Annotated in this window: 17 protein-coding genes; 13 read left to right on the top strand and 4 right to left on the bottom strand. The window is 52.0% G+C overall.

The window, feature by feature from the left end; translation table 11 throughout:
- Window positions 1-151: 151 nt before the first annotated feature.
- The gene (locus M4D81_RS16190; protein ID WP_260067290.1) at window positions 152-2,137 is read right to left on the bottom strand and encodes an alpha-amylase family protein; all 1,986 of its coding nucleotides are present in this window, start codon (window positions 2,135-2,137) and stop codon (window positions 152-154) included.
- Window positions 2,138-2,272: 135 nt separating this feature from the next.
- On the opposite strand from M4D81_RS16190, the gene M4D81_RS16185 reads away from it, so the two are divergent.
- Entirely contained in the window at window positions 2,273-3,181 is a 909-nt protein-coding gene (locus tag M4D81_RS16185; protein ID WP_260067289.1) for an AraC family transcriptional regulator, read from the top strand.
- A gap of 352 nt (window positions 3,182-3,533) precedes the next feature.
- Here the strand turns inward: M4D81_RS16185 and M4D81_RS16175 are convergent, their stop codons facing one another.
- Window positions 3,534-4,763, bottom strand: coding sequence for a cytochrome P450 (locus tag M4D81_RS16175; RefSeq protein WP_260067288.1), 1,230 nt, complete (start codon window positions 4,761-4,763; stop codon window positions 3,534-3,536).
- A 201-nt stretch (window positions 4,764-4,964) separates the two neighbouring features.
- On the opposite strand from M4D81_RS16175, the gene M4D81_RS16170 reads away from it, so the two are divergent.
- From M4D81_RS16170 to M4D81_RS16145, 6 genes are all read left to right on the top strand, one after another.
- Window positions 4,965-5,474, top strand: a complete 510-nt coding sequence (locus tag M4D81_RS16170; RefSeq protein WP_260067287.1) for a PadR family transcriptional regulator — start codon at window positions 4,965-4,967, stop codon at window positions 5,472-5,474.
- A 289-nt stretch (window positions 5,475-5,763) separates the two neighbouring features.
- A complete protein-coding gene (locus M4D81_RS16165) occupies window positions 5,764-6,009 on the top strand; it encodes a DUF6138 family protein (RefSeq protein WP_260067286.1) in 246 nt (81 codons plus the stop codon).
- 165 nt (window positions 6,010-6,174) lie between these two features.
- A complete protein-coding gene (locus M4D81_RS16160; protein ID WP_260067285.1) occupies window positions 6,175-7,686 on the top strand; it encodes a response regulator in 1,512 nt (503 codons plus the stop codon).
- The gene (locus M4D81_RS16155; RefSeq protein WP_260067284.1) at window positions 7,683-9,452 is read left to right on the top strand and encodes a cache domain-containing sensor histidine kinase; all 1,770 of its coding nucleotides are present in this window, start codon (window positions 7,683-7,685) and stop codon (window positions 9,450-9,452) included. The genes M4D81_RS16160 and M4D81_RS16155 overlap by 4 nt, the downstream gene beginning before the upstream one ends.
- A 648-nt stretch (window positions 9,453-10,100) precedes the next feature.
- Entirely contained in the window at window positions 10,101-11,663 is a 1,563-nt protein-coding gene (locus tag M4D81_RS16150; RefSeq protein ID WP_260067283.1) for an ABC transporter substrate-binding protein, read from the top strand.
- A gap of 56 nt (window positions 11,664-11,719) precedes the next feature.
- The gene (locus M4D81_RS16145; protein ID WP_260067282.1) at window positions 11,720-13,090 is read left to right on the top strand and encodes a BNR repeat-containing protein; all 1,371 of its coding nucleotides are present in this window, start codon (window positions 11,720-11,722) and stop codon (window positions 13,088-13,090) included.
- 195 nt (window positions 13,091-13,285) lie between these two features.
- On the opposite strand, the gene M4D81_RS16140 is transcribed toward M4D81_RS16145, so the two are convergent.
- Together M4D81_RS16140 and M4D81_RS16135 are read right to left on the bottom strand one after the other, a co-directional pair.
- Window positions 13,286-14,089, bottom strand: coding sequence for a response regulator transcription factor (locus M4D81_RS16140; RefSeq protein ID WP_260067281.1), 804 nt, complete (start codon window positions 14,087-14,089; stop codon window positions 13,286-13,288).
- Window positions 14,067-15,794, bottom strand: coding sequence for a sensor histidine kinase (locus tag M4D81_RS16135; protein ID WP_260067280.1), 1,728 nt, complete (start codon window positions 15,792-15,794; stop codon window positions 14,067-14,069). Before M4D81_RS16135 ends, M4D81_RS16140 begins: the two co-directional genes overlap by 23 nt.
- 255 nt (window positions 15,795-16,049) lie before the next feature.
- Here M4D81_RS16135 and M4D81_RS16130 point away from each other — a divergent pair, with 255 nt between their 5' ends.
- From M4D81_RS16130 to M4D81_RS16105, 6 genes are all read left to right on the top strand, one after another.
- Window positions 16,050-16,979 (top strand): ABC transporter permease, encoded by a 930-nt coding sequence (locus M4D81_RS16130; RefSeq protein WP_071221658.1) that lies wholly within the window; start codon window positions 16,050-16,052, stop codon window positions 16,977-16,979.
- A 15-nt stretch (window positions 16,980-16,994) separates the two neighbouring features.
- The gene (locus M4D81_RS16125) at window positions 16,995-17,864 is read left to right on the top strand and encodes a carbohydrate ABC transporter permease (protein WP_071221640.1); all 870 of its coding nucleotides are present in this window, start codon (window positions 16,995-16,997) and stop codon (window positions 17,862-17,864) included.
- Between the two features lie 27 nt (window positions 17,865-17,891).
- Window positions 17,892-19,574 (top strand): type 2 periplasmic-binding domain-containing protein, encoded by a 1,683-nt coding sequence (locus tag M4D81_RS16120; RefSeq protein WP_260067279.1) that lies wholly within the window; start codon window positions 17,892-17,894, stop codon window positions 19,572-19,574.
- A gap of 17 nt (window positions 19,575-19,591) precedes the next feature.
- Complete coding sequence (locus M4D81_RS16115; protein ID WP_260067278.1) at window positions 19,592-21,676, top strand: beta-galactosidase; 2,085 nt, start codon at window positions 19,592-19,594, stop codon at window positions 21,674-21,676.
- A 544-nt stretch (window positions 21,677-22,220) separates the two neighbouring features.
- Complete coding sequence (locus M4D81_RS16110; protein WP_260067277.1) at window positions 22,221-23,903, top strand: RICIN domain-containing protein; 1,683 nt, start codon at window positions 22,221-22,223, stop codon at window positions 23,901-23,903.
- 344 nt (window positions 23,904-24,247) lie between these two features.
- Window positions 24,248-25,399, top strand: coding sequence for an AGE family epimerase/isomerase (locus M4D81_RS16105; RefSeq protein WP_260067276.1), 1,152 nt, complete (start codon window positions 24,248-24,250; stop codon window positions 25,397-25,399).
- Window positions 25,400-25,462: the final 63 nt, after the last annotated feature.

Raw genomic sequence — 25,462 nt, 5'->3', positions numbered from 1 at the left:
ACTGATCCTGAGTAACCTCTCGATCAGATGTAAACCGTCCTTTTTGCGATGCAATAAAAGATAGTAAAAGGAAAAAGCCGCAGTCCGGGGACTGCGGCTATTCCTCAAGGCAGAGTTGTTTGCCATCACTCATCTATGGCAGGAAGGATCACTACGCCAGCTCCAACACAACCATTTGATGATTATCCAAATAAGGAACCGTGTAGTTAATCTCGTCTTGATTATTGACTGTATAAGGAAGGTCCTCCATCGAGGGAGCTAAATAGACCCGTTTAACCGAAGCCTGGGACGGGAGACGCAAGCCGACGGAAACATCCCGCAGCGGAACGATGTCTTCAATGACTTCAACACGCCCCTTCAACACAGGGGTCGCATATAGCAGGTGATTTATGTAGCGTTTCTCGCCCTGCTGATACTGAAGCGTCGCAATGCCTCGTGCCGGCAAATCGCAGCTCAAGGAAGGCTGCGGCAGGAGCCGGGCGAGAGCATGCAATACCATCTCTTTCAGAATGAGATGTCCATTGTCCGCGTAGTCGCCGAACACATTCCAAGCGATATAAATACCGCTTGTGCTTTCGATCATGCCGGGTCCGCTGTCCTCCCCCGCGCTTGGCGTGTGCTGATGCGAGCAGAACGTGAACACGTCCCGGTTAAAGTACGGATTCTCCCGGCTGCCAAGCGCACGGCCACCGTTCAGTTCAACCTGCTGTCCTTCGCTGTACATGACAAATGAAGCAGGGAGAAGGGGCCCTGGAGTAAAGTCCGGACGGAAATATGACGGACGGTAAGGGCTGGCGCCTCTCCAGTTCAGTCCAAGATCAAGCGCAAATGCGCTGCCGTCCGGATCCAAACCTGAGCGACCCGTGGCCAGAAGCTTGCCGCCGCTCGCGGTAAAAGCGCGTATAGCTTCTCCCAATGCCGGCCATACCGGCACATCATCCGGCAAAATCAGCACTTTGTAGAGGCTGAAATCAGCACTGGCATCCACGATGTCGTACAGGTAATGTCCTTCGGTCAGAATGCGTACAGCTCCGGCATCCGCCAGATTGTTACGGTCTTCCGATTTTCGTGCTTCGGGACAAGCCTCCCAAGCAGCCTCTAGCGACAAGACGGCGATATCCGCTACTGAAGATGTTTCGCTGCACCATGGCTCCTTCGCTTCTACCTCCGCATAGGCGGTGCCGATCAAGGCGTAAGTCGCTTCATCCATCTGGCCGGAAGGGTGAAGCTGATCGCCGATTGAGCACTTGGCGCCGTGGGCAAGACTGAGCGCCGTTTCGAAGCGCAGCGCGTTCGGATGCTTGTAACCGCCGAATTCGCCCCAGGAGGTATGGAATTTGCCCGTCATGCCGAGATAGTCCATGCCAAGCGTCTGCGCATAGCGTGCGGACAGCGGAAAGTGGTCGTAACCCCAGCCTCCGGTCGGCAGCGATTCCAGTTCCAGATGACTGTTGACTTGGGCAAGGTCGCGGCGGCCGCGACGCTGATGGCCGCTATTATGGAAAACCGGAAGACCGGGCTTGATCTCGTCCACCGTTTCCCGAACGCGGCGGGCATAGTTCAGGTAAGTCGCCTCGCCCAGGGCGGCAACGGCTGCTTCATCGCGAGGGTCTTGACCGGCTGATCGCAGTGCGGCCACGCAATGCTGACACCAGCATTTACGGGTCCCGACGATATCAAGGAAAATGCCATCCGCATCATATCTGGAAACTACCTCACGAATTTGCTCAATCAAGATGTCCAGGTAAGGCGTATTAAAGCAAAACTCGTGGTAGCCGGGCGTCATGAAATCTTTCACCCAGCGCGTACGATCTTCCGCGTCGCGGATCAGCCATTCGGGATGGCGCCGCGCCAGCTTTTCGTCCAGTCCCGCGGATAAGTACACCGGCGTTTTGACGTCGATTTCGTGGGCGGCAGCAATCATCTCGCCCAGCAGATCGAATGAGAGATGCGGGTGCATTTCATTGGCTTCGCTCGGATGGTATGCCCAGCCGTGATGGCATTTTGAAAACACCGTGATGGAATCGACGTGCCCGGCACGCAGCATGTTCTGGAACTGGGATTTTGAAAAACGGCTTCCGATGCCGGCAATGTCCTCGGATGTATGGAAGTCGAGATGAACCTGACGATAACGCATGCGTAAACAGCCTCCTTAGTCGCTTTATGAGAGCGGTTACTCGTCATCAAATGTACCTCTTTTTCATGCGGGCAACCAGTGATAATATAGACTTTAATTAGCACAAAATGAACTTGCGAAGAGGAGGGAATGGTCGTGCTGTGCTTAGAATTCGCCATACCGCCCCTGCCGCAATTCGTAACGGCCGGACATGCCGTATGGAAGCCGGGAGACAGGCATTTCGCCCGTACCTTCGGCGTTTATGACCTGCTGCTGGTCACAAAAGGAACGCTCTATATGAGGGAGGAACAGACGGAGTATGAGGTCGGCGCGGGAAAGCTGCTGGTGCTGGAAGCGGGGCTGCCGCATGTCGGGCACCGAGCCTGCTCGGAGCATACGGAGATTTATTGGGTGCATTTCATCCATGGGCATCCGGCCGTGCACATCCTGCAGGAGGATATTCCCTGGACAAGCCTGCTATCCAAAGGCACGGTCGAAGACGTTGAGCCCTCATCGCAGCAGCGCATGTACTTGCCGAAGTTTGCATCCGTCGAGGTGCAAACCGTGGAGCCGATGCTGCGCGGATTGAACGATACCCACAACAGACTGAATGGAGAAAATGCGCTACAGCTCCACCTTTTGCTGACCGCGCTGTTTGCCGCGCTGCAGGCAGGCTGCGCTCGGACGTCCGAGCCGGAGCCTTCCGTCCGGCTGGCCCAAGCCGCCGCAGCCTATTTAAACGAACATTGGAAGGAGCCGTTTGAACGGGCCTCGCTAGAGGAAAAGCTCCACTTCCAAGCGAGTTATATCGCCAGATGCATGAAGATGCATATCGGCAAAACACCCCTGCAGTACGTGCTGTACCTGCGCCTGGAGGAGGCCAAGAAACTGCTTGGAGGTACGGTGCTTGGCATTTCCGAGATCGCGGAACGCGTGGGAATCCGAGATTCCAACTACATGACGCGCCTGTTTAGCACCAAGCTTGGCATGACGCCTGGTGCTTATCGGCAGATGCTTCGACAGAAGAAGGAAAGTGGAGGGAACGCGTTACCTGGGCAACCCTGATAAGTAATAAGGCGATCCCAGAGATACAGTGAGTGCGTATCCCGTGTGAAGGTAATACTTCGAAAGGTCATTTTCGACATGGTTCGTATTTTGTCAGAGGTGGAATTGCGCCGGACGATTTTGTCATTTGGGGCGATGATTTCTTGCTGGAGGCGCTCATGCGTTTAAACAACGGGCGGCCCGGTTGCTGGTATGAACCCAAGAGGTCAAAAACAATAGAATGATTTTCCATGGTTTCCTAAAAAGCGAAAGGCCCTGTGATTTTAGAAACAGACAGGGCCTCCGGATACCATGAGCCCTTGCTGTGCAGGGCTTTTTTTGATTGTACCTAGTAGACTGATACAGGCCAGCCTTACCGATGAACACGGATAGGTAGCTGAGTTAACATTTGTCCTGCCGCGGAAGGACTCAGGTTATCTTCCAGTTTAAATTCAGGAATCGGTTCAATGCGCGGGAAGAAATCCATAAACCTGCTTATCGCGATATTTGCTTCGAGCCGTGCCAGCGGAGCGCCCAGGCAGAAGTGAGCGCCATTCCCAAAGGTTAAATGCTTTTTGTTATTGGCACGGTGGATGTTCAGGGTAAATGGATCCTCAAATACCTCTTCATCCATATTGGCAGCACTCATCCAAGCGACGACGAGATCTCCTCGTTTCATTTCCACGCCGAGAACATGATTGTCCTGTTTGACGGTTCGATCCATTTTTGCAATGTTAAACCGATAGCGGAGCATTTCCTCGATGGCATTGGGAAGGAGCTCGCGGTTAGCCTGGATTTCCCCGTAAATTTGGTTGTTGTCATATAAGAAGGAATAAAACGTATTGGCTAGCAGATGAGTCGTCGTTTCAATGCCTGCACCCAGGATAAACATCGTCGTTCTGACGATCTCATCGTCCGATAACCGATCCCCGTCAACCTCGGCTTGGATGAGGTCGGAGATGATATCGTCCGCTAGATTGCCTCTTTTTTGGACGATATGAGGATAGAGATAGTTGTAATATTCTTTGGCAGCACGACGTTTCAGTTCTTGAACATCTTCCGAATGGTTTTTAGGCAGGGGAAGGAACAGATGGTTTACCCACTCCTTGAATAATAACCGGTCTTCGGAAGGGACTCCGAGCAGATCCGCGATGACGATCGTCGGCAGCGCACTGGCATAATGTTGGACGATGTCAATGACGTTGGCGTCCCCCATTTCATGCAGAAGCTGGTCTGCAATCTCTTGAATGCGCGGCTCCCAGAGCTTCAAGCTGCGTGGGGTGAAAGCGGCCGATATTAAGGCACGGCTTTTTTGGTGTTCCGGGGGGTCTGACTGCAGGTTAATCTTGCTCATTTTCTGGCCTTCGTCATTGTCGGCGCCAACGCTGATCATCGTCCGCGTTCTTACACTAGAGAAATATTCATGATCCTTGAGAACCCTCTTGACGTCGTTGTACCGGAAGACGTTCCAGGTTTGGGTCGCCTGATTATAAACGATGGGCTCATGCTGCAATTTGTGTTTGTACCAATCATAAGGATTGAATTCTTCGGTCGGTGAATGGAATTGCGTGATTTCCTCTAAGGAGATGATCTCATGATTCATTACATTCCCTCCAATGCCAGTGTAATATAACATATGTTAATTTAACATAATGTTGTAACTGGTCATAGTTTCCAATGACCCATGTCCAAAGTTCTGTTTATATTCTTCCTTGTCGGATTTTGGTTGAACATATACGCTAGAGATGTGCTGTTAAATCTGCAGCGGTTTTGTCAAATCCGTCGACGAAAGGCCTGAACGATCATGTATCTTGAACTTCTCATTCTGATCCAAATCGAGAAATCCCCGAAACACGGGTATGAAATAAAAAAAGAAATACAAAAGGATCTCGGTTATTTAATGGACGTCAATCACAACATGTTATACCCGACATTGCGAAAATTTACGGAGGAGGGATTTGTTCGTAAACATCGAAATGAGCAGGAAGGCAGACCGAATCAATATGTATATGAAATTACAGAAACAGGGAGGGGAAAAATCGCAAATCTCATTAACGAATTCACTGAAAAAGATGCAAAACATCAAATCGAATTCATGGTTAGAGTGTCCCTGTTCGATCGTATTTCTAAGGAGGACCGGATGCGGATATTACATAGGAGAAAGAAGGACTTGGAGGAGCTGCTGTCCGATATCGAGAGAAGACGGAATGAAGGCGGGGACGAGTTGTTCCGGGACGAGGTTCTGCGGTATTCGGTCTCCCAGGTTCAAGGCGAATTGGCGTGGATCGACAGGCTGGTCGACAGTTTAACGTGATGGTTTAAGTACGGCTTCGACCAGATCATTGATCAATGAAGCATCCAGCACGACGATGTTTTAGCAATAGCCTGAACAAGGCATTAAGATTTTTAGATTTTGGCAAGTTAGAGCAAGTGAAGAACAATACGAAATGATATAAAGGAGTATAGTGGAACATGGATCAGACACTGGAAACACGTTTGAACGAAATGAAACAGGAGGCGAGACCAATGGATGGCCTTTATCAGCGATAAAAACGCAGAGAACATCGTGAAGCGTACTTCGCTGCAGATCGGGATACATGACTATGCACTGCTTGAATATTGCCGATAAGCTAGAAGCGGGAACCTATCCGACCAAACCGTTGGAGACGTTTTTCCTGTCCAGACATATCCTGGACGAGGGACTGTCTCCAGATGCGGATCCCGACTGGATCGTTGGCGTTTATGAGCGGGTTCTGCAATTGAACAAAGGGAACCATCACCAACCTTTAAAGGAGTCAATGAACAGTTGCCGAGTGGCGGCTTTTGTTTATCCTAGTCATACTGTTTAGGCAATAACGATAGAATCGAAAGCCGTTTATATAGTAGCTAAAGTGAGAGCCTGGTTGATATAAAATACGGACAAGAGGGCATGGAATATCAGAGCCATTTGATAAATTGAAAGCGTTATCTTTATGGCTCTGCCGAACTTATGAATAGAGGGGAGGAGCCATTCGATGAAAGTGCTGATTGCCGACGACGATGTTTACACAAGGGAGGGCCTCGTTGAGGCGATCGAATGGAGGCGGCTGGGCATACAAGAAATTCTCCAGGCAGAAGACGGCTCGGAGGCGCTCCAGATGGCAGCGGCCCAACAACCCGATATCGTCATTACCGATGTTCGAATGCCCAAGCTGAACGGCATTGAATTTGCGGAGCGATTATCGGCCGTCTGCCCTGAGTGCAAGCTGCTTTTCATAAGCGGATATATGGAGGTGGCTTACATGAAAAGCGCGATTCGTCTCGCGGCCGTGGACTATGTGGAGAAGCCGATTAAGCTTCAGGAAATGGAGAAGGCCATCGGGAGGACGATCGGCTACATTCGCGAACGCAAGGAACGGGAGGCGCTGTTGAACCAGAAGGTTGATATCGATCGCAGGAAGCTGGCCGTTGCGTTGCGAACCGGGGGGCATAGCCAGGATGAAATAATAGAGATGTGCGAAGAAGCTGGATTTCCAACAGATACGAGTTATATTTCCATCATCATATCCCGGTTGGAAGGGAAGACAATGGAACCTTTGATTGCAGAGCAAAACGATTGGGGAACGTATGCGGGTACGGCATTAACCGAACAGCTCGATCGGCGAAGGGAACTCCTGTTGATCCCGCTGCGCCAACGGAATGAGCGCGGGATGGTGCTTCACGTGGCAGAGCAGATATGCCGGCGCAAGTCCGGCGTTCGAATCGGCGTGGGCTGCGTCGTCTCGGATCTGCATGAGGTACCCAGAAGCTTTCAAGAATCGGTGTTTGCTCTGGAGGCCGGCTTTTATCGCCCAGAGTCCATGATCGTAACGTTCGAGCCGAACTTGTTCGGACAACATACCGTCTCGGGGGATGTCTATCTGGAATTCCATCACTGCCTGAAGCATAAACCTCAAGAACTGGCAGCATGGATGGAATCGTATTGCGACCGGCTCATGGCCGGCCCATACATGCTTAGAGAGGGGGTTGTATCGCTATTTGCTTCCTTTGCGCACGCTATTTTAAACGAGAAGAACGGAATGCTGCTTCGAACCGGCAAGGTCTATCAGCTTCGCGAAACCGAGCGGCATTTGAATCATTGCCAAACGATGAAGGAGGTTAAGGAGTACATTCTGGGTATGTGCCTTGCTTATCAAGAGGAAGTGAAAGAGACATCCATCTACTCCAGTGTGATACGAGCCGTGATGAAGTATGTATCCGCACATTGCAGCCATCCGGACCTGGATATCAGAGAGATTGCCGATCATGTGCATCTGTCGACTGCCCATCTGGGTGTTCTATTTAAACAGGAGACGGGGACCACGATGAAGCAGTACGTGAATGATTACCGGCTGGAATTGGCGAAAAGCTTGATAGCGGGAGAGCATTTCAAGATGGCTGATATTTCCAAAATGTGCGGTTATGCAAGTCCGGGCTATTTCGCCAAAGTATTCAAGTCATCCACCGGTCTGACGCCGGTTGAATATCGAAGGAAGCGTTCCGGATGAAGTTCAAGGCTTGGCTCGGGAATTTATCGTTAAGGAAAAAGCTGATGTTCCTGTTTGCAATGGTCGGCATCATTCCACTTGTGGTGACCTTTGCCGCCATTTACGGCGAGCTTCGGGATTCCATCATCAGCAAACAGCATGATGCCGCCAATCAAAATTTCGAACAGGCCTTGTCCTTGCTGTCGACCAAGTTCACCCATCTCGAAGATATCTCGTCCATGATCATGATCGACGAGCAGATCAACGAGGTTTTCTCAAAAGACCCGGATCGCTTGCAGGTGTGGGAACAGCTGACCGCGTTTGAGCGAATTACCGATTATACCCGCATTTTGCAGACCAACACCGAGATGAACGGCATCATTTACTATATCCATGATGACTTTGTTGTTGCCGGAGAAGGAGCAACCATGTACCGGCCGATCGGGAACGTGGCCGCTTTGCCATGGGCCAAGAAAATCATGGCCGCCGAAGGAAATGCGGTGTGGGTCCTTGCTGAGGACGAGGCTGCACCGTCAACGAGGCACCTCATGCTTGGAAGGGTATTGTGGAATGTTCATGATTTATCTAGACCGGTAGGTATCGTTACGGTTCGGATCGAGCTCGGCCAGCTTCAATCCTACGTCATGAATACGTCCGCGGGGCAGCTTATTTACCTGGAGACCGATGACGGAGAAGTCGTGATCAGCAGCGGACAAGACGGAATGGAGCATCGGGTTCAGCCGTTGTCCAGACCTATGAACCGCGAGCGGTTCGAGCCGATGACTGCGGGAGATAGCGAATATTTGGTTAGGGACTCGGGCATAGGATCGACCAACCTGTATCTGCGCTCCGTCCTATCGGCCGATACGGCGGCACAAGCCGTCAACCAGGCACGCTATCAAGTCTTGTTGGTTTACGGCGCCGTTTGCTTGGCTTTATTGATATGCATTATACCGGTAACCAAGTCCATTACACGGCGCATTTTCTTGTTGATGAACAAGATGAGCCAGGTCCGGCAAGGCCGGTTAAACACCCTGGATATTGCAACTCAAGAGGATGAAGTAGGGCATTTAGTTTCGAGTTACAATTATATGATCAACAGCGTGAGGGAGCTGATGGACAACCAATATCGCCTGGGCCAGGAAAAAAAAGGAGCCGAGCTCAAGGCGCTGCAGTCCCAGATCAATCCGCACTTCCTGTATAACACCCTCGATATGATCCTGTGGATGGCCCAGAAGGACGAGAAAGAGAATATTCAGGAAGTCGTTTATGCTCTGTCCGACTATTACAAGCTGATCCTGAACAAAGGAGAGGATTTTGTACCCTTGATAGATGAGCTCCGACTGTGTGAGAAGTATGCAGCTATACAGCAGAAGCGGTTCAAAGGGAAAATCCGGTTTGAAATCGAGGTTGAGGCGGAAGCAGAGGCATGCTTGCTTCCGAAAATCACGCTTCAGCCGATCGTCGAGAACGCCATCATTCACGGTGTATTGGAAAAAACCGAAACGGAAGGGCGAATTCTTATAAAAGGCAGCGTCCGCAGTGGGCGATTGCGATTGACCGTGAGTGACGACGGTCCGGGAATGAAGGAAGAAGTCTCTCATTCTGATGGGTACCGGGGGAGCGGCTATGGGCTGAACAATATCAGAAAGCGGTTGGAGTACTATTTCAACGAAGCAGACGGGATTCAATTGCATTCGGTACAAGGGACGGGTACAACCGTTTCCATCGATGTCCCGGCCATCACGGGGGACTTGAGTTCCTCCCTACTTCTCGAATCGGGTTGAAACTTGGCTGGACTCGGCACGCTTTTGGGTACATGGCGTATAGAAGAGGCTCCGCTTCATGCTGGGGTTTGCCTCATATTGAGATCATGAGGACAGAGGATACGCTATTTCGCCGAAATGGGCTCATTATGGGGATCTTACGGACACAGGATCCGTTATTGCACCATAATCGCGAATGATTCCACTCTAAATCCTGCAATAGCGGATCTCTTGTCCGCATATGGCTGTGAAACAGGTAAAACAAAGAAATAGCGGAACCAGGGTCCTATAATACCGGAAATCCATGGAGAGTTAATTTCATTGGCAGCCACGCTCGGTTATTACTGAGCATTCGGCATTGCCTTTCTGCTTAAACAAAGCTGGATCGATGATGGTAGTTCTAATGAGGGGAAGGGTAATACGGCGCAATTCCCCGGTGTTCTTTTGGTGAAATCAGCCGATGGCGTTGGTCCTGATGGGGGAGAGGGTAATACGACGCATTACCCTGGTGTGACTTTGGTGAGATCAGCGTACTATCGAGATTGTCAGGGCAGCGGCTCAGCTGTTGCAACAGCCATCCACAGCAACAACCGCAACAACCGCAACAACCGCAACAACCGCAACAACCATCCACTGAAACAACCATCAACTTATAAAAGGAGGATATCATTGCGGAAACCGGTACGAACCATAGGAGCGCTGCTGACCTGTATCTTCTTCATCGTCTTCATCTTGTCCGCATGCTGGCACGACCCTTCGCCCGATCTCGGGGAGGACGGAAATCCAGACATGATACGCGGTCCGGACGGACAGCCCGTCGTACAATTAAAGGGCATCACGATGGGCCGCGAGCCAGCGAGCGGAATGGATCGATTCTATCAACAGCTTGATGCGTTAACCATCAAGGACCTGGGAGCGACCATTCGATTCGATTTCATTCCATGGGGAGATGAGAAGAACCAGATCAGCCGAGCGATTGCATCCAAAGAATACGACCTCTATGTCGGAGGTGCGTGGTCTGATTTCACATCTTTTGTTGCGAGGAATGCATTCGCGAATCTGACGCCATTGCTGGATCAGGTACCGGATCTCGTATCGCACTATGACGGGCAGCTGAATAGCGTCATGACCCATGGCAGGCTCTTCGGCATTCCGCAATACAATATGCCGGGCGGCGGAGGCGAAGGCATGCTCTTCCGGGAGGACCTGCGCAAAGCATGGGGATTGCCGGAAATCAAGGACCTCGAATCGGCTGAAAAATATCTTTACAAAGCCAAGGAGGCATATCCGGACACCCCGATGATCAATGACAAACGGTTTGCGGATAATCTGTGGACACTGATCGCCGGCTCCAAGTATCTTGATGTGGTCAAAGGATATGCGGTTGTCTCCGTCGATGAACCTTACAAAGCCCTCAGCATGTATGAAACCCCGGAGTATAGGCAGGTGCTGCTTCGAGCCAAGCAGTGGTATGAGGACGGGATCGTAAGCCGCAAGATACTGGCTGCCCAGGGGAATGCCACCGGCGAAACGCTGGAATGGATGAAAGCGGATAAGAAGCCGCTGGAATTCAACAACCATTTCGGCGCAGTCAGCAGCGGTTACATCGGAGTGCTCAAGGAGTTGTTTCCCGAGTTCGAGTACGGATGGTTTGATTATTATCTCGACCACGTGCCGAACTACATGCCTTTTATGACACCGGACAACATCACGATGATCTCGGTCGGCGCCCACTCCAAGCACAAGGAAATTGCGCTCAAGCTGATCGAGAAGGCGCACACGGATCGTACATACTACAATCTCCTGCTGTATGGCGTGGAAGGGGAGAACTACAACCTGGAGGGGGATTACATCAGCTACGCGGGCATCAAGTCGGAAAACAAAAAGCCGGGCTGGACGGGATTGTATGACGGCAGTATGAGCCTGATGGAAAAATACCCGGGAGAATGGCAGGCCATCGTTGAGCATTTGCATTCGGAAGGCGCGAAACGGGCCGTAGAAAACGGTGAAAGCCCGCTTGCGGGATTCCGCTTCGATACGGGGCCGATAACGACGGAGCTCGCAGCCATGGATGCAGTCAGATCGCATCACATCGTACCGCTGTCCGTCGGCATGTCCGAAGGCATCGATGCTGATCTTGCGCTTGCTAGGCAGCGGATGAACGAAGCTGGATTCCCGAGCTTCATGGAGGAGCTGCAGAATCAGCTGGATGCATTCGCTGCTAAGAAATGATAGGGGATAATCATGAAGCAAACTAGTGATCCGACAAGGAAGCGAGGAGGTCTCAAATGACGAAATCCAATAGAAACCTTAATGTTGAACCTGAACGCATCGAACGTATCTCTACAACCCTTACCGGTAACGGTGCCTGGTGCTGGTTTGCCGATCCGAGGGCGCTGCGACATGTCAATGCCGTAACGGGTAGCGACAAGACATACATCGGGTACATCGATGTTGCGGGCAGCATTCAGGCGGTTCAATATGATCATGTGACCCAAGAACGTAAGCAAGTGCGGGTGCGAGCGGGTTTTCAGCAGGATGACCATAATAATCCGACGTTTTTGGCACTGCCCGACGGCCGGGTGATGATTTTTTATTCCGAGCACTCGACAACCCCTTATATTTATTATCGCGTAACAACCCAGCCTGATGATCTAGAGACGTTAGGACCTGAAAAAATCATCGATACCACGGGATACGGGAATACCACCTATCCTTCGCCCTTCGTGTTGACGGATCAGCCCGATTATTTCTATTTACTGTGGCGTGGCGTAAACTGGCATCCGACCGTAGCAAGGTTCACGCTGCCGGATCCCGAAGGCGACGTCTCCTGCAACATGGAACCGAAGCAGATCGTGGATTCCAGATGCCATGAACAGGAAACCGGAAAAAGGCCGTATGCCAAGTACGAAACGAACGGCAAAGACAAAATTATGATGACGTATACCTACACACATCCGGACAATATGACTCCGAATTCGTTATACTATTCGTATTTGGACGTGAATACTCTGACGCTGCACGGAGCTGATGGCCATCAGCTCGCAGATCTGAATCGCGGGCCGCTGAAGCTGGACAACAATGAAACCGACCCGGCCCACTTGGTGGATCGCCTGCCGGGCATACGCAACTGGAACTGGGATATTGCCGCGGATAAAGAGGGATGCCCGGTAATCTTGTTTGTTAGGATCAATGCAGATAAGGATCGTCATCACTATTGTTACGCTAAGTGGTCCGGCTCCGATTGGCAGATTACACTGTTGGCAGATGGCGGACGATGGTTCCACCAAAATGAAGAAAGAGAACTTTGCTATTCCGGGGGCATGTCACTGGATCATAACGATCCTTCCACCGTGTATATGTCAATCCCCGTACAGGGTAAATACGGTGAGGTCTTCGAAATTCATCAATGCGTCATCGCGGATGATGGCTCGATCTGCAACATTGATCAAGTCACTGAAAACTCGACTCAAAACAACGTTCGACCTTTCGTCGTCCGCCATGCGTCGCCGGGCGAATCGTATGATGTGATATGGATGCACGGGGATTACTACTATTGGGATCATTCGCAAGGGAGATTGGGTTATACGACGGGGCTGCAAACCTTGTGTGAAGACGTAGCGATTGAAGACGAAAGGAGGACCGATCCTTCTGCATAAGTCATCTGCATCAACTTGAAGAACAGCTTGGAGTCGACCGTTTCCCGCAAAGGGGAAGCGGTCGATTTTTTATAAGAGGAAGGAATTATTGTTTAAGAAGCAGCTTCCCTGTGACCGTAGTGTGGATAATAGCAAAATAGGCCAAAGCGCCTTAAGGTTTTTGTCATGCGTCATGCGTCATACGCAGCTGCAGCTTTAACTATCCGTCCTGATGGCTTGTTCAATTCGTTGCCTTCGGTATTGGTAGGGCGTAATACCGTAAAGCTCCTTGAATAGCTTGATGAAATATTGCGGTTTCCGGTAACCGACCATGCGTGCGATGTCCATGACGTGAAGATGGGAAACCTCCAGCAGGTGGGCCGATTTCTCCAAGCGAGCGCGCAGAATGTAACTCGACAGGTTTTCACCCGTTTCCTGCTTATACAATTTGGACAGGTAGACGGGATGAAGATGGACGATGCCGCCTAGCTCTTCCAGGCTAAGGCCGTCGCCCAAATGCCCAAGAATGTAGTCCCTAATCGCACGCACGATATCCGCGCCGGAGCAGTAGCGGTCCGGCTGATCGGAAGGGCGCGCCATGTTATCTGTCTCGCTTCGGGCGAAGTCATCCTGGGGTTCCGACCGCTTCTCGCCGATACTCTTGACGGCCTGGCACATCGCTTTGTCCATATCGTCTTTATCCACTGGCTTCAAAAGATAATCCAACGCGCCGAAGCGAATCGCCTTTTGAGCATAATCAAATTGGGAATAGCCGGACAAAAAAATAACTTTTGTTTTAAGCCCCCGCCTATGAATATGCTCCAGCAGGTCGATGCCCGAAATTTCAGGCATGCGAATATCCGTAATCATGATGTCGAACCGGTCGCTGTCCAGCAGCATCCGGGCCTTCGTCGGGTTGGTCGTCGTTTCAATGCGATGAACGCCGAACTTCGCCCAGTTAAGCAAATGTTTGAGGTACTCCACGACATACTGTCCGTCATCCACGATCAATAAATGCATAGGCTCCTCCTTCTTCAAACGAGAAATCCACCAATACCGTAACCGACAAACCGCCCCAATCATTCAAGGCAAACCGCAGGCCGCAAGAATGACCGTAGGCATTTTTCAGGCGCTGGTTGATATTCCAGAGCCCGATGCCATCTGTTCCGGGAGGAGGAAGAGGCGCTTCGACGCTAGCTTGCAGTGCCCTCAGTTCCTCCGGCGAAAGTGGCTTCCCGTCATTGGCAACCGTTATTCGGGCTCCCGATTGGAACGCCTCCACGCATATGAAGACCCGATGGGCGCCTTGGCGCTCTTCGATCCCGTGCAGGATGGCGTTTTCCACGATCGGCTGAATAATTAGCGGCATGATCGGCCGCTCCTTCAATTCATCCGGCAGCTTGATGTCGTAGTCCATGGTCTTGCAGAGGGCCATGATGCCCAGGTAATGATCGGCCAGCTCCAATTCCGTAGCAAGCGTGACGCTGCTCGAGTCTAACCGGGTCAGATAGCGGTAGTATTCAGCCAAATGCTTGCTCATGCGGATGACGGCTTCCGGCGAAGAATTGGCCATTGACATGATGAAGAACAGGCTGTTATAGAGAAAATGCGGATTGATCTGCGCCTGAAGCTGCTTTATTTCCGCATTGCGGCGCAGGTCCGTCTCCGTTTTCAGTGACGTGAACAGCATCTGGATTTGGGCAACCATATGATTGAAGCTGCCAAACAGACTGCCGAATTCATTGTTGGGACGGTTATGGATCCGGATGGCGTAATCTCCCTGTTCAACCTGATGGAACTTTTTGTTGAGAAGGTAGACGTTCCTGTAGAAATTACGATAGAAGGTGGCGATAACGACCAAGCCGATGATCAGAATGATAAAGATGCTGGCGAAGAAAACCTGTCGATTCCGGTTCAGCGGCTCCAGAAAATCGCTCATTCGCGTATAGGTGACGAGGTAGGCGTCGATCGGTTCGATAAATTTGGACAGGACAAAGTAGTCTCCACCCCGGTTGCTGAAGTCGAACCTGAGAATACGTTTCGGGTCCGGTGACACCGTCTCTCGGGCTTTATTCGCGATACCGTCGATAAGCTTACCGTCACTGATCGTCAAATCATCTCCTACCAGGAAGAAGGCGTTGGAACTGCCGCCGTTGAATGATTTTTGCAGCAGATTTCTGAGGTAGTCCGTCTTTAGCTTAACGCCAACGATATACTCGATGTCTTCAGGCGTGCGGGGTTCCCGAACGTATGGATAGACGGAAAAATAATACAAGCTGCCGTTCACGAGCTTCCATCCGCGCTTGTCCACGGTACCGTAAATATCATCGGCAAGCAATTCTCCGCGGGTGGCGATGAACGTGCCTTCCGATCTCCAGTAGATGCCCAGGGATTCGACCGATTGGCTGGACAGCAGCGTATTTTTCATCCTTTCTTCGATATCGTTCTTCTTCATCTGTGCGTCGTAGCTGCCCAGTTCCAGGATCTGCCGCTGATAGAATCGAACCGAGCTGTCCGCGGTATACTGGATGGCGTACATGCCGGCTTCGTAGAGCATGTCATCCACGACGCTTTCCGCATAACTCACCTGATTTTTAGCCGTATTCACCAGGCTGTTCTGAATCGTTCGGGAATCCAGCGCGTTCATGACGGAAAACAAAGAGAGTGTAAGGAGGAGGAAAAACACAAAGAAGTAGATGAAACGCTTCATATTCACTTTTTTCATCAGGCTCACTTCCCATTCATCTACTAAGTTTGCTGTTAATCTCTATCATAATCGGCGGAAGGCAAAATAAAAAGGAAGAATGTAAGCGCTTAGAATATGGTTGAGATCGGGTACATGATCTTGAAATTCGGACATTTTTTAATGCATTCGATATTGCTAACATAGAACGTGCAAGCACCATAGTGAATAGAGATCGTGAAAAGGGGGGAGAGGAAAATCGCTAGGATGGCGGGAATAAAGGTGGATCAAACGGACATGCGAATAAACAAGAGGATCCGTAGGAATCCCTGGAAACAGGAAATCCGGAAAAATTGGCCGCTGTATCTGCTGTGCTTGCCCGCATTGGGCTTCGTCCTTATCTTTTCCTACGGGCCGATGGCGGGACTGGTCATGGCTTTCCAGGATTACAAACCATGGCTTGGCATCTCAGGCTCCGCCTGGATCGGCCTGGATCATTTCGACCGAATTTTTCAATACGAAGAATCGAAACAAGCGATCGTCAATACGCTGATCATCGCGGTCATCAAGATCATTGTCGGCATCATCGTGCCGATCGTCATGGCGATTCTGCTGAATGAAATTCGTCATATGGGGCTCAAAAAAAGCATTCAGACACTCGTGTACCTGCCGCATTTTCTCTCATGGGTTACGATCGCCGGCATCATGATTGATATTTTGGGCCTGGACGGCGGCGTCAACCGAATCATCACGACGGTGTTCGGTGCGGAGCCGATCTATTTCCTTGGTGATCCGGATCTGTTCAGGCCGACGGTTATTATCAGCGATTTGTGGAAAAACTTCGGCTTTGGCATGATCGTGTATTTGGCGACCATCGCCGGTATCGACCCTTCGTATTATGAGGCCTCGGAGATAGACGGCGCAAACCGCTGGCAGCAAACGCGGCACGTTACGCTGCCGTGCATGATGCCGATGATTATCGTCATCGCCACGCTCAGCCTGGGCAGCATCCTGGATGCCGGCTTCGACCAAATATTCAACCTGTACAACCCGCTCGTTTACAGTACGGGGGATATCATCGATACGTATGTATACCGTTCATCGCTGTTAAACGGACAATACGGATTCGGGACGGCGGTCGGACTGTTCAAATCGGGCATCAGCCTGATCCTGATCGTGGTTGCTTACCGTATCGCCTACAAGGTCGCCAATTATAAAATCTTTTAAGCAGGAGGTAGCCGGATGTATCATAAAACGAAGGGGTACAAAGCGTTCTCCGTCTTCAATCATATCCTGCTGATCGTGGTCGCGCTATCGTGCTTCCTGCCGCTGCTTCACTTATTGGCGCAGTCGTTCAGCAGCAAATCGGCCGTTAACGGCGGCCTGGTATCGTTCTGGCCGGTCGAATTCAACACGGATGCTTATGCCAAGACGTTTCGCAACTCGAACTTTACGGGTTCGATGTGGATTTCGGTCGTGCGGACGGTATTAGGCACGCTGATCAGCATGGTGGTGATTACAACCGCCGGCTATGCTTTATCGAAGGAGTTTCGCGGCCGTAACGGATTGATGTGGATTTTCGTCTTTACCATGCTGTTCTCCGGAGGGCTCATTCCTTCTTATATCCTCGTGTCGGAGCTTGGGCTGAAGGATACCATCCTGGCGCTGATCCTGCCTGGAGCATTCGGCGCGTACAACCTGATCCTTATCATGAATTTCTTCAAAACGATACCGAAAGCGCTGGAGGAGGCGGCTTTCATCGATGGCGCTTCGTTCTTCGTCATTTTCAGCAAAATTTATTTGCCGCTGTCTCTGCCCGGCCTCGCCACCATCGGATTGTTCATTATGGTGGGACACTGGAATTCCTGGTTCGACGGCCTGTTGTATATGTCCACCACCGACAAATACCCGCTGGCTTCCTTCCTGCAGACGGTCGTGGTTCAGAATACGGCGCAGAATGTCGCGCTCAGCGCGTCCGAGGCTGCGGCATTGTCGGAACAGAGCATAAAAGCCGCACAAATCTTTATCAGCACGGTGCCGATTATCGCGGTATATCCGTTCCTGCAAAAGTATTTTGTCAAAGGAATCGTGCTTGGGGCCGTTAAGGAATAAAAAATAATAGGTAAAGGAGTACATTCCATGTACATAAAAAAGACGGGGGTTATCTTATCGGCAGCCGTGCTGGCGATTAGTATGCTTGCGGGGTGCGGATCTGGTGATTCGGGGACCGAGCCAGAAGCTCTTGCGGTACTCAAGGATGGGAAATACGAACCGCCCATCACGATAGCCATCGGAAAGCAGCTGGACGAGAACGCGGGAAAATACAAGACCGGGGAGAGTGTGGACGACAACGTGTTGACGCGGTGGGCGCTGGAGAATCTGGGCATCAAGACGCAAACGACCCTTCTCGGCGGGGATGCGGGCAATTACAATACCAAGCTGCGCTTAGCCCTTACGGGGTCAGAGAAGCTGCCGGATCTGTTTCCGGTCTACGATACGACGCTGGCTAACGATTTGATCGAATCGGGGCGGGTCAAGGAGGTTACGGAGGATATAGCGAAATATATGCCCGCCCGACTGAAAGAGATCTATAAACAGTATCCAACGACGTTTAATCCGGTTGTTCGCGACGGCAAAGTATACGGCATGGCGATATCGCCGAACTTGACGGAAGGGCAGGTCATGCTGATCCGTCAGGATTGGCTGGACAGCTTAGGGTTGGAAGCGCCTACAACGATCGACGAATTCGAAAGCGTCATCGCCGCATTCACGAACGAAGATCCGGACGGTAATGGCAAGAATGATACGTACGGATTCACGTTCTCCGGAAAAGACGGCTACAATACCGGCTGGGTCAGCGATCCCGTCATGATCTTCAGCGCTTACACGGGCAAGAAGCTGCCGATGCAGTGGAGCGAAGAGAACGGCAAGCTGGCGTACGGATCGGTCGCGGACGGCAACAAGGAAGCGCTGGCTAAGCTGCGTAACTGGTATTCGAAGGGCTACCTGAACAAAGAGCTGGCTACGCAGGGAGCTTGGGATGCGATTGCCGACTTTACGGAAGGCAAAGCAGGCATTATCGTCGGTCGTCCATGGCTCTACGACAGCGTCAAGGACGTCGAGAAGAACGTCAAGGGCGCCAAGGTCAAGGCGTACGCGACGATTCAAGGCGTGGACGGAGACCGGACGTACCAGAACGGCCAGCTGAACGACGGGTACTTTATGTTCAATAAAGATTTTAGCAACATGGAAGCTTTTTTCCTGTATTACGACAAGCTATATGACGCAGCATTCGGAACGGGGGATTTCCAGTACGGTTATGCCCAGGGATACGACTACGATATCGTGGACGGAGAGGTCGTGTTTGATCCGACGAAATTCAACGAACCGATGGATGCCATTCAAGGCGTAGGAAAAATGGCATTCACCAAAAATACGCCGGCCGTTTACCCCGCAGGCAAGAACTTTTACGATCTGGCCAACGGGGCTAAACCGGACAACGGGCCTTTGATGGCCGCAGATTCGGCCCAACAGACCACGAAGGACGGATACGTCATCTCGTACGAGAACCGTGACTCGCTGCTGCCAAGCACATTTAACGGGCCGCCGACCGCGACGATGCAGACATCCTGGGAGCAGCTGACGACCATGGAGAAGGAAACGTTCACCAAGATCATCTACGGCAATGAGCCGCTTGAAGCTTACGATGCGTTCGTACAGAACTGGTACGCCAAGGGAGGCACGCAAATTACCGAGGAAGTCAATGAATGGTATGCCGGTACAAACACCAAGGACGCGATGACCAGAATGGGGCTGGAATAATAGAAGGGAGTCACGATATGGATAACTCCGTGTTATTGTCTTGCCAAGCATTTGAAGTTGAGGACCGGATCCGCGTCGAAGCCGTTCGCTCATCTGAGTTTTGGCTGACTGCGCCGCCGGAAGGCGGCGGCATTCGGCTGATTACGGGAACGGTCAGCAGCAGCGTTTGGACCGCATGCGAATTCGTTGCTGCCGACGTCTATCACGAGTGCCACGATGTACTGGTGCTTCTGTTCAGCTTCGGGGATCAAGAAGGGCGGTCCATCACGTATCATGTCGGCATACTGCCGAAGGTGCTGACAACGGTATGCTTGCCGCTGAAACATCTGGACGGAGAGAAGCTGTTTCTCTCCCGTTATCCAGGTACGCTGCAGACGGTGCTTCGCGGCGATGCGCGTGTCGATCGTAATTCAATCGACGGCTTCACGATTGCCACGATTCCCTCGACATCGGATCGCAGCGTCAAGATCTCTCATTTGCGCCTAAACGTCAACGAACCGGAATTCAAACGGAAGCGTCAGGTATACATCGATCGGATGGGACAGATGGTCGGCCGCGAATGGTCATGGAAAACGGCTGACGAGCAGGAACTGGCGAGCCTGCTTCAAGCCGAACGAGCAGAAGCGGGGGCAGCCGGAGAAGGTGCGGCCGAAGAATGCGAAACCGGAGGAATTACGACACTGCTTGGAATACGGAGCGGGATTCAAGCTCAAGGATCGTCCCGTACCTTGGAAGGCTTCGGCTTTGGCAAATACGGAGGCTGGAGGGGGAAAACATTCGAGCAGACCGGGTATTTCCGCACGGCCCACGATGGCTCGAATTGGTGGTTCGTCGACCCTGACGGCTTCGCATTGTTCAGTGCCGGGATGGACTGCATCGGCCCGGCTTCGCCAATGCGAATTGCGGGCATGGAACATTTGCTGCCCGAATTGCCCACACCGGAGGAAGGATACGGAGATGCATGGACGCGCGGGGGAACGGATTTCAGCTTCGAGGTTGCCAATCTGATTCGTGCATTCGGCGCGGACTGGCGTCGGGATTGGACGTCGCTCACTGAGTTTCGGCTGCGGCACTTTGGCTTCAACACGATCGGCAATTGGTCCGATGAGAGCTTTATCCGCGATTCGTCGCTGCCGTACGTATATCCGCTGACCGACTTCCCGTCGACGGAGAGAACCATTTTCCGCGACTTTCCGGACGTGTTCAGTCCGGAGTACGAACGGGGCTCGAAGGAGTTCGCGCAGCAGCTTGTGCCGCTCCGGGAGGATCGTCGTATGATCGGTTATTTCATGCGTAACGAGCCGCACTGGGCTTTTGTGGAAGGTCTGGACCTGACCCGGCTCATGCTGGAGTCCCCCGTCCGTTTCGTTAGCAAGGAACGGTTCGTGGAGTGGATAAGCGTCAAATACGAAGCGGTTGAACGGCTGAACGCGGCATGGGGGAGCGATTATGACAGCTTCCTCCAGCTGTACGAGCCGGCGCAACCGAAGGAATTCTTCCGTGCGGCCTATAGGGAGGATTGCTCGACGTTCAACCGGATTCTGATTCGGCGATACGTGGAGCTCCCGGCCCGCCTGTGTAAAGAGGCAGACCCGAACCACCTGAATTTGGGCATGCGCTATGCCTGGGTGAGCAGCGAAGAAGTGCTTGAGGGCTGCGAATGGTTCGACGTGTTTTCACTTAACTGTTACCAGTTCGCGCCTGATCGCGAGCAGATCGCAAAGATTGCGGAGAAGCTGAACAGACCCGTCATGATCGGCGAGTACCACTTCGGGGCAGCCGAGGGGGGATTGCCTGCTTATGGTATCCGGGCCGTAGCCACCCAGCGGGAGAGAGGCGGCGCCTATCGCTATTACGTGGAACAAGCCGCGGCGATTCCGGAATTGATCGGCGTCCATTATTTTCAATGGAACGACCAGCCTGCCCTCGGCCGTTTCGACGGCGAGAATTACCAGATCGGCATGGTCGACGTTTGCAATCGACCGTATGCCGACTTCGCCGTGGCGGCGAGAAAGGCGCACGAACGAATGTATGAGGTCCGTACCGGAGCGGTGCAGGCCTTCGACCGCCAACCGAGGGAAATTCCGAAGACGGGTTTTTAAGATGCGGTTTGGACGGAATGCAATCGTCCAATCCCGTCGATTTCGACATGATGAAACAAGCAAAGGCAAAGCTCGATACATCCAGGCATCGTCTTCCATAAGTAAGTGTGCAGAACATCTAAAGCCCCGGGAATCCTCGGGGCTTTAAATATGCCGGCAGGAGACGTGAAGTTCATCCACGTTCGGAAATCCGCTTGGACAGAAAGGCTTCCGCGGCCAGCAACCTCCAAATCAAGCAACGGACCACTTGCCTACTGCGAAAGCAAGTGTGAAAACACTTGATAGGATTAGAGAGGAATAAAAACAGCAAGAAATTTACATTTATACACAGGAATTCAAAATTCACTCGTCCTTTCAAAGTGTAGAATAGAAATTGTAACCACCCATATTCATGAAGCATGGAGGGAGGCGGGCTCAGATAATTGAAAGCGCATCCATAAAGTAGGGAGGCAAAATAGGAGGCTGCTTTGCATGCAGCGAGAAAGACTGATTTTGGGATGATGCAGCAAAGTCAAAATGTTAAAGGCAAGGAGTGAAATGGTGAATGAAGATGAAAAGAGGCGTCGTGCTGTCTTTGATTTTAGGTCTCATGCTAAGCATGACCGGATATGTCCATGGAGAAGGAGCCGAACCGGCAACGGCCGGCCCGTTTCTCCATCCAGGCCTGCTTCACACCCAGATGGATTTGGCCCGGATCAAACAGAAGGTGGAGGAGGGTGCCCAGCCGTATTTGGACGGCTGGAACCAGCTCGTCAATAGCCCGTATTCGCAGGCAGGCTGGACGCCGCGTGCCACGGCAACGATCGTTCGAGGCGGAGCGGGCGACAACGTTGCCTTGCTCTATAACGATGTCGCTCGAGCCTACCAGAATGCATTAAGATGGAAGATCGCCGGCAGTACGGCGCATGGCGATACGGCGCGGGACATCCTCAACGCCTGGTCTGCCACGTTGACGACGGTCACCGGCAATGCAGACCGTTATTTGGCCGCAGGTCTTAACGGCTACCAGTTGGCCAATGCGGCCGAGCTCATGCGGGACTATCCCGGCTTCGATGTATCCCGGATGCAGAACATGCTGCTGAATGTATTCTACAAGCCCCTCAACGAGCGTTTCTTGATCGGTAACGAGTATGGCAGGGACCACAATGATGCATATATTCAAAATTATTGGGCCAATTGGGATTTGAGCAATATGGCGGCAACGGTGGCGATCGGCATTTTTTGCGACAGACGGGACATTTACGACATCGGTATCGAGTATTTCAAGCATGGGGCAGGCAACGGCTCGATTTATAACGCGATCCCATTTCTGCATCCGGACGGCCTCGCCCAATGGCAGGAATCCGGACGCGATCAGGCACACACCCAACTGGGAATCGGACTGATGGCCGTCACGAGCGAGATGGCGTGGAATCAAGGCGACGATTTGTATGGCTGGGCGAACAACCGATTTATGCGTGCCGCCGAATATGTTGCCAAATACAACAACGGAAGCGATGATGTTCCGTTCGCAGCCTACGAATGGGGGTCGGGAACGAACGGAGCTGTACAGAGGCAGACGGTCATTTCCGCCGCCGGCCGCAATGAACCGCGCCCCGTATGGGAAATGATTTATAACCATTACGCCAACCGGAAAGGGCTGTCAGTACCTAACATCGCTGCCCGCGCACAGCGATTGAGGCCGGAAGGCGGCCCGAATGCCTCCCATGCCTCAACGTTCGACCAGCTCGGATTCGGAACGCTGCTGTATACCAGGCCGCCCGGCAGCGGCGACTCAGCCGTACTGCCAGACGGAAACATTCCGGACGGCACGTATCGTTTCTTGGTACGCCATGTCGGCAAAGCGATGACGGCATCCGGAACGGCAAGCGGCTCGAATATCGAGCAGCGAACCTTGAACGGGGATCCGAGCCAGCAATGGAACGTGGCGCATCTCGGCGGCGGGCAGTATTCGATACAGAACGCGAAAAGCGGATTGTTTCTGCAAATATCGAATGCTTCGTTGGAGCATGGCGCCTCGTTTCAGCTGGCGAACCGTAATGACGCTGACCATCAACGATTCGTATTCATTCCCGTCGGTGACGGGCACCACCGGATCACGCCCGTCACAAGCAACAAACCCGCAGACGTCAAAGATATCTCTACGGCGGACGGAGCGCTTATCCAGCAATGGCGGTATATCTTAGGACACCATCAGCAATGGAAACTCGAGCCCGTATCCGAGTAATGCGGATAGCGCCTTGCAGCGTACGGATAGAATGGAAGGCTTGATGATATGATGCTTGCCCGGCCACGTGGCCGGGCTTTTTATGCGTTCACGTAATGGTCGCCTTGCCCACCCGCATCGGAGGTCAAACCGGATTTTCTTTATTTTCCATCGAAAATTGCAAGGTATCTTGCAAAAGTGCAATAGGACAAGCAACCTTGCCGAATTACACTGGATTCAAGAGAGACATACAACAAGATTTCAACATTTCTTGTCTTGTTTTGCAAACTTCTCGAGACGGTCAGAAACTACACTGATCATAAAGAAACATCATCCGTTTTTGTACAGAAAGAAGGTTATGATCCGTGTTAAGTAACGACGAGCAGCAGTGGCTGAACAGCCTGATCGCGAAGATCACCGCGAAGATGGCCTGGGTAAGCGAAAAATCGAGGTATAAGATCCCTTACACAACGATAGACGGGACGCATGACGATCGTTCCGCCTCGAATCCCTCCGGCACGTTGACGGACGGGATCAATTGGTGGACGAACGGGTTCTGGGGCGGCATGATGTGGCTGATGTACCACGAAACGGGCAACGAAAAATATAAAGATGTTGCGGTGATTTCCGAAGCCAAATTGGATCGATGCTTTGACGAGTTTTACGGGCTGCATCACGACGTCGGGTTTATGTGGCTGCTGACGAGCGTTGCCAATTTCAAGCTGACGTCAAACCCCGATTCCCGAAAAAGAGCCATGCACGCCGCTACGCTGCTGGCAGGAAGATTTAACCCGGCCGGCGGCTTTATTCGCGCCTGGAATGATCTGGATGACGGTGATACGCGCGGCTGGGCGATTGTCGATTGCATGTTCAACATTCCGCTCCTTTACTGGGCAACGGAAGAGACGGGCGATCCGAGATTCAAGCAGATTGCGGAAAGACATGCGGATACGGCCATGACTGCATTCGTAAGGATGGACGGTTCGGTTCACCACATCGTGGAATTCGACCCGTACGAAGGCGGCGTTGTTCGATCATACGGCGGGCAAGGTTACGAAGAGGGTTCCTCTTGGACAAGAGGCCAGACTTGGGCGATGTACGGCTTCATGATGAGTTACAAGCACACCGGCAAGGCCGAATATCTGGATACCGCCAAGCGGATCGCTCATTACTTCATGGCGAACATTCCTGAAGACGGGGTCATTCCGGTCGATTTCCGGCAGCCTCCCGAACCAAAGCGGGATGACGATACGGCTGCCGCGATCGCGGCGTGCGGGTTGATCGAGATAGCCAGGTGCGTCGGAACGTACGACAAGCACATCTATCTGAAGGCGGCGCTGAAGCTGCTGAAATCCTTGGAGACTCGGAGCGATTGGACCGAACGATCGGATGCGATCATTCAGCGCGGTTCGGCGGCGTATCGCGGCACCACGCATCACCAACCGATTATTTACGGAGATTACTTTTTCATGGAAGCGGCGTTCAAGCTGAAGGGCAATGATCTTTATTTATGGTAAAGTCGTAAATCGGTATGAGGCACAGCGGAAGGTAAGTTTGTCGTACGTTCACGATTCCGGCAT

The organism is Paenibacillus sp. p3-SID867 (genome assembly GCF_025142895.1).
In the GTDB taxonomy this organism is placed as follows: domain Bacteria; phylum Bacillota; class Bacilli; order Paenibacillales; family Paenibacillaceae; genus Paenibacillus_AQ.
Note: the sequence above shows the minus strand (reverse complement) of the source record. Positions and strands in the feature narration are given on the sequence as shown.

Coding starts and splice junctions, on each gene's coding strand:
- M4D81_RS16125 (WP_071221640.1), top strand. CDS start 16,995: ATGTATCATAAAACGAAGGGGTACAAAGCGTTCTCCGTCTTCAATCAT.
- M4D81_RS16130 (WP_071221658.1), top strand. CDS start 16,050: ATGCGAATAAACAAGAGGATCCGTAGGAATCCCTGGAAACAGGAAATC.
- M4D81_RS16145 (WP_260067282.1), top strand. CDS start 11,720: ATGACGAAATCCAATAGAAACCTTAATGTTGAACCTGAACGCATCGAA.
- M4D81_RS16115 (WP_260067278.1), top strand. CDS start 19,592: ATGGATAACTCCGTGTTATTGTCTTGCCAAGCATTTGAAGTTGAGGAC.
- M4D81_RS16170 (WP_260067287.1), top strand. CDS start 4,965: ATGTATCTTGAACTTCTCATTCTGATCCAAATCGAGAAATCCCCGAAA.
- M4D81_RS16160 (WP_260067285.1), top strand. CDS start 6,175: ATGAAAGTGCTGATTGCCGACGACGATGTTTACACAAGGGAGGGCCTC.
- M4D81_RS16140 (WP_260067281.1), bottom strand. CDS start 14,089: ATGCATTTATTGATCGTGGATGACGGACAGTATGTCGTGGAGTACCTC.
- M4D81_RS16190 (WP_260067290.1), bottom strand. CDS start 2,137: ATGCGTTATCGTCAGGTTCATCTCGACTTCCATACATCCGAGGACATT.
- M4D81_RS16110 (WP_260067277.1), top strand. CDS start 22,221: ATGAAGATGAAAAGAGGCGTCGTGCTGTCTTTGATTTTAGGTCTCATG.
- M4D81_RS16175 (WP_260067288.1), bottom strand. CDS start 4,763: ATGAATCATGAGATCATCTCCTTAGAGGAAATCACGCAATTCCATTCA.
- M4D81_RS16135 (WP_260067280.1), bottom strand. CDS start 15,794: ATGAAAAAAGTGAATATGAAGCGTTTCATCTACTTCTTTGTGTTTTTC.
- M4D81_RS16165 (WP_260067286.1), top strand. CDS start 5,764: ATGCACTGCTTGAATATTGCCGATAAGCTAGAAGCGGGAACCTATCCG.
- M4D81_RS16120 (WP_260067279.1), top strand. CDS start 17,892: ATGTACATAAAAAAGACGGGGGTTATCTTATCGGCAGCCGTGCTGGCG.
- M4D81_RS16155 (WP_260067284.1), top strand. CDS start 7,683: ATGAAGTTCAAGGCTTGGCTCGGGAATTTATCGTTAAGGAAAAAGCTG.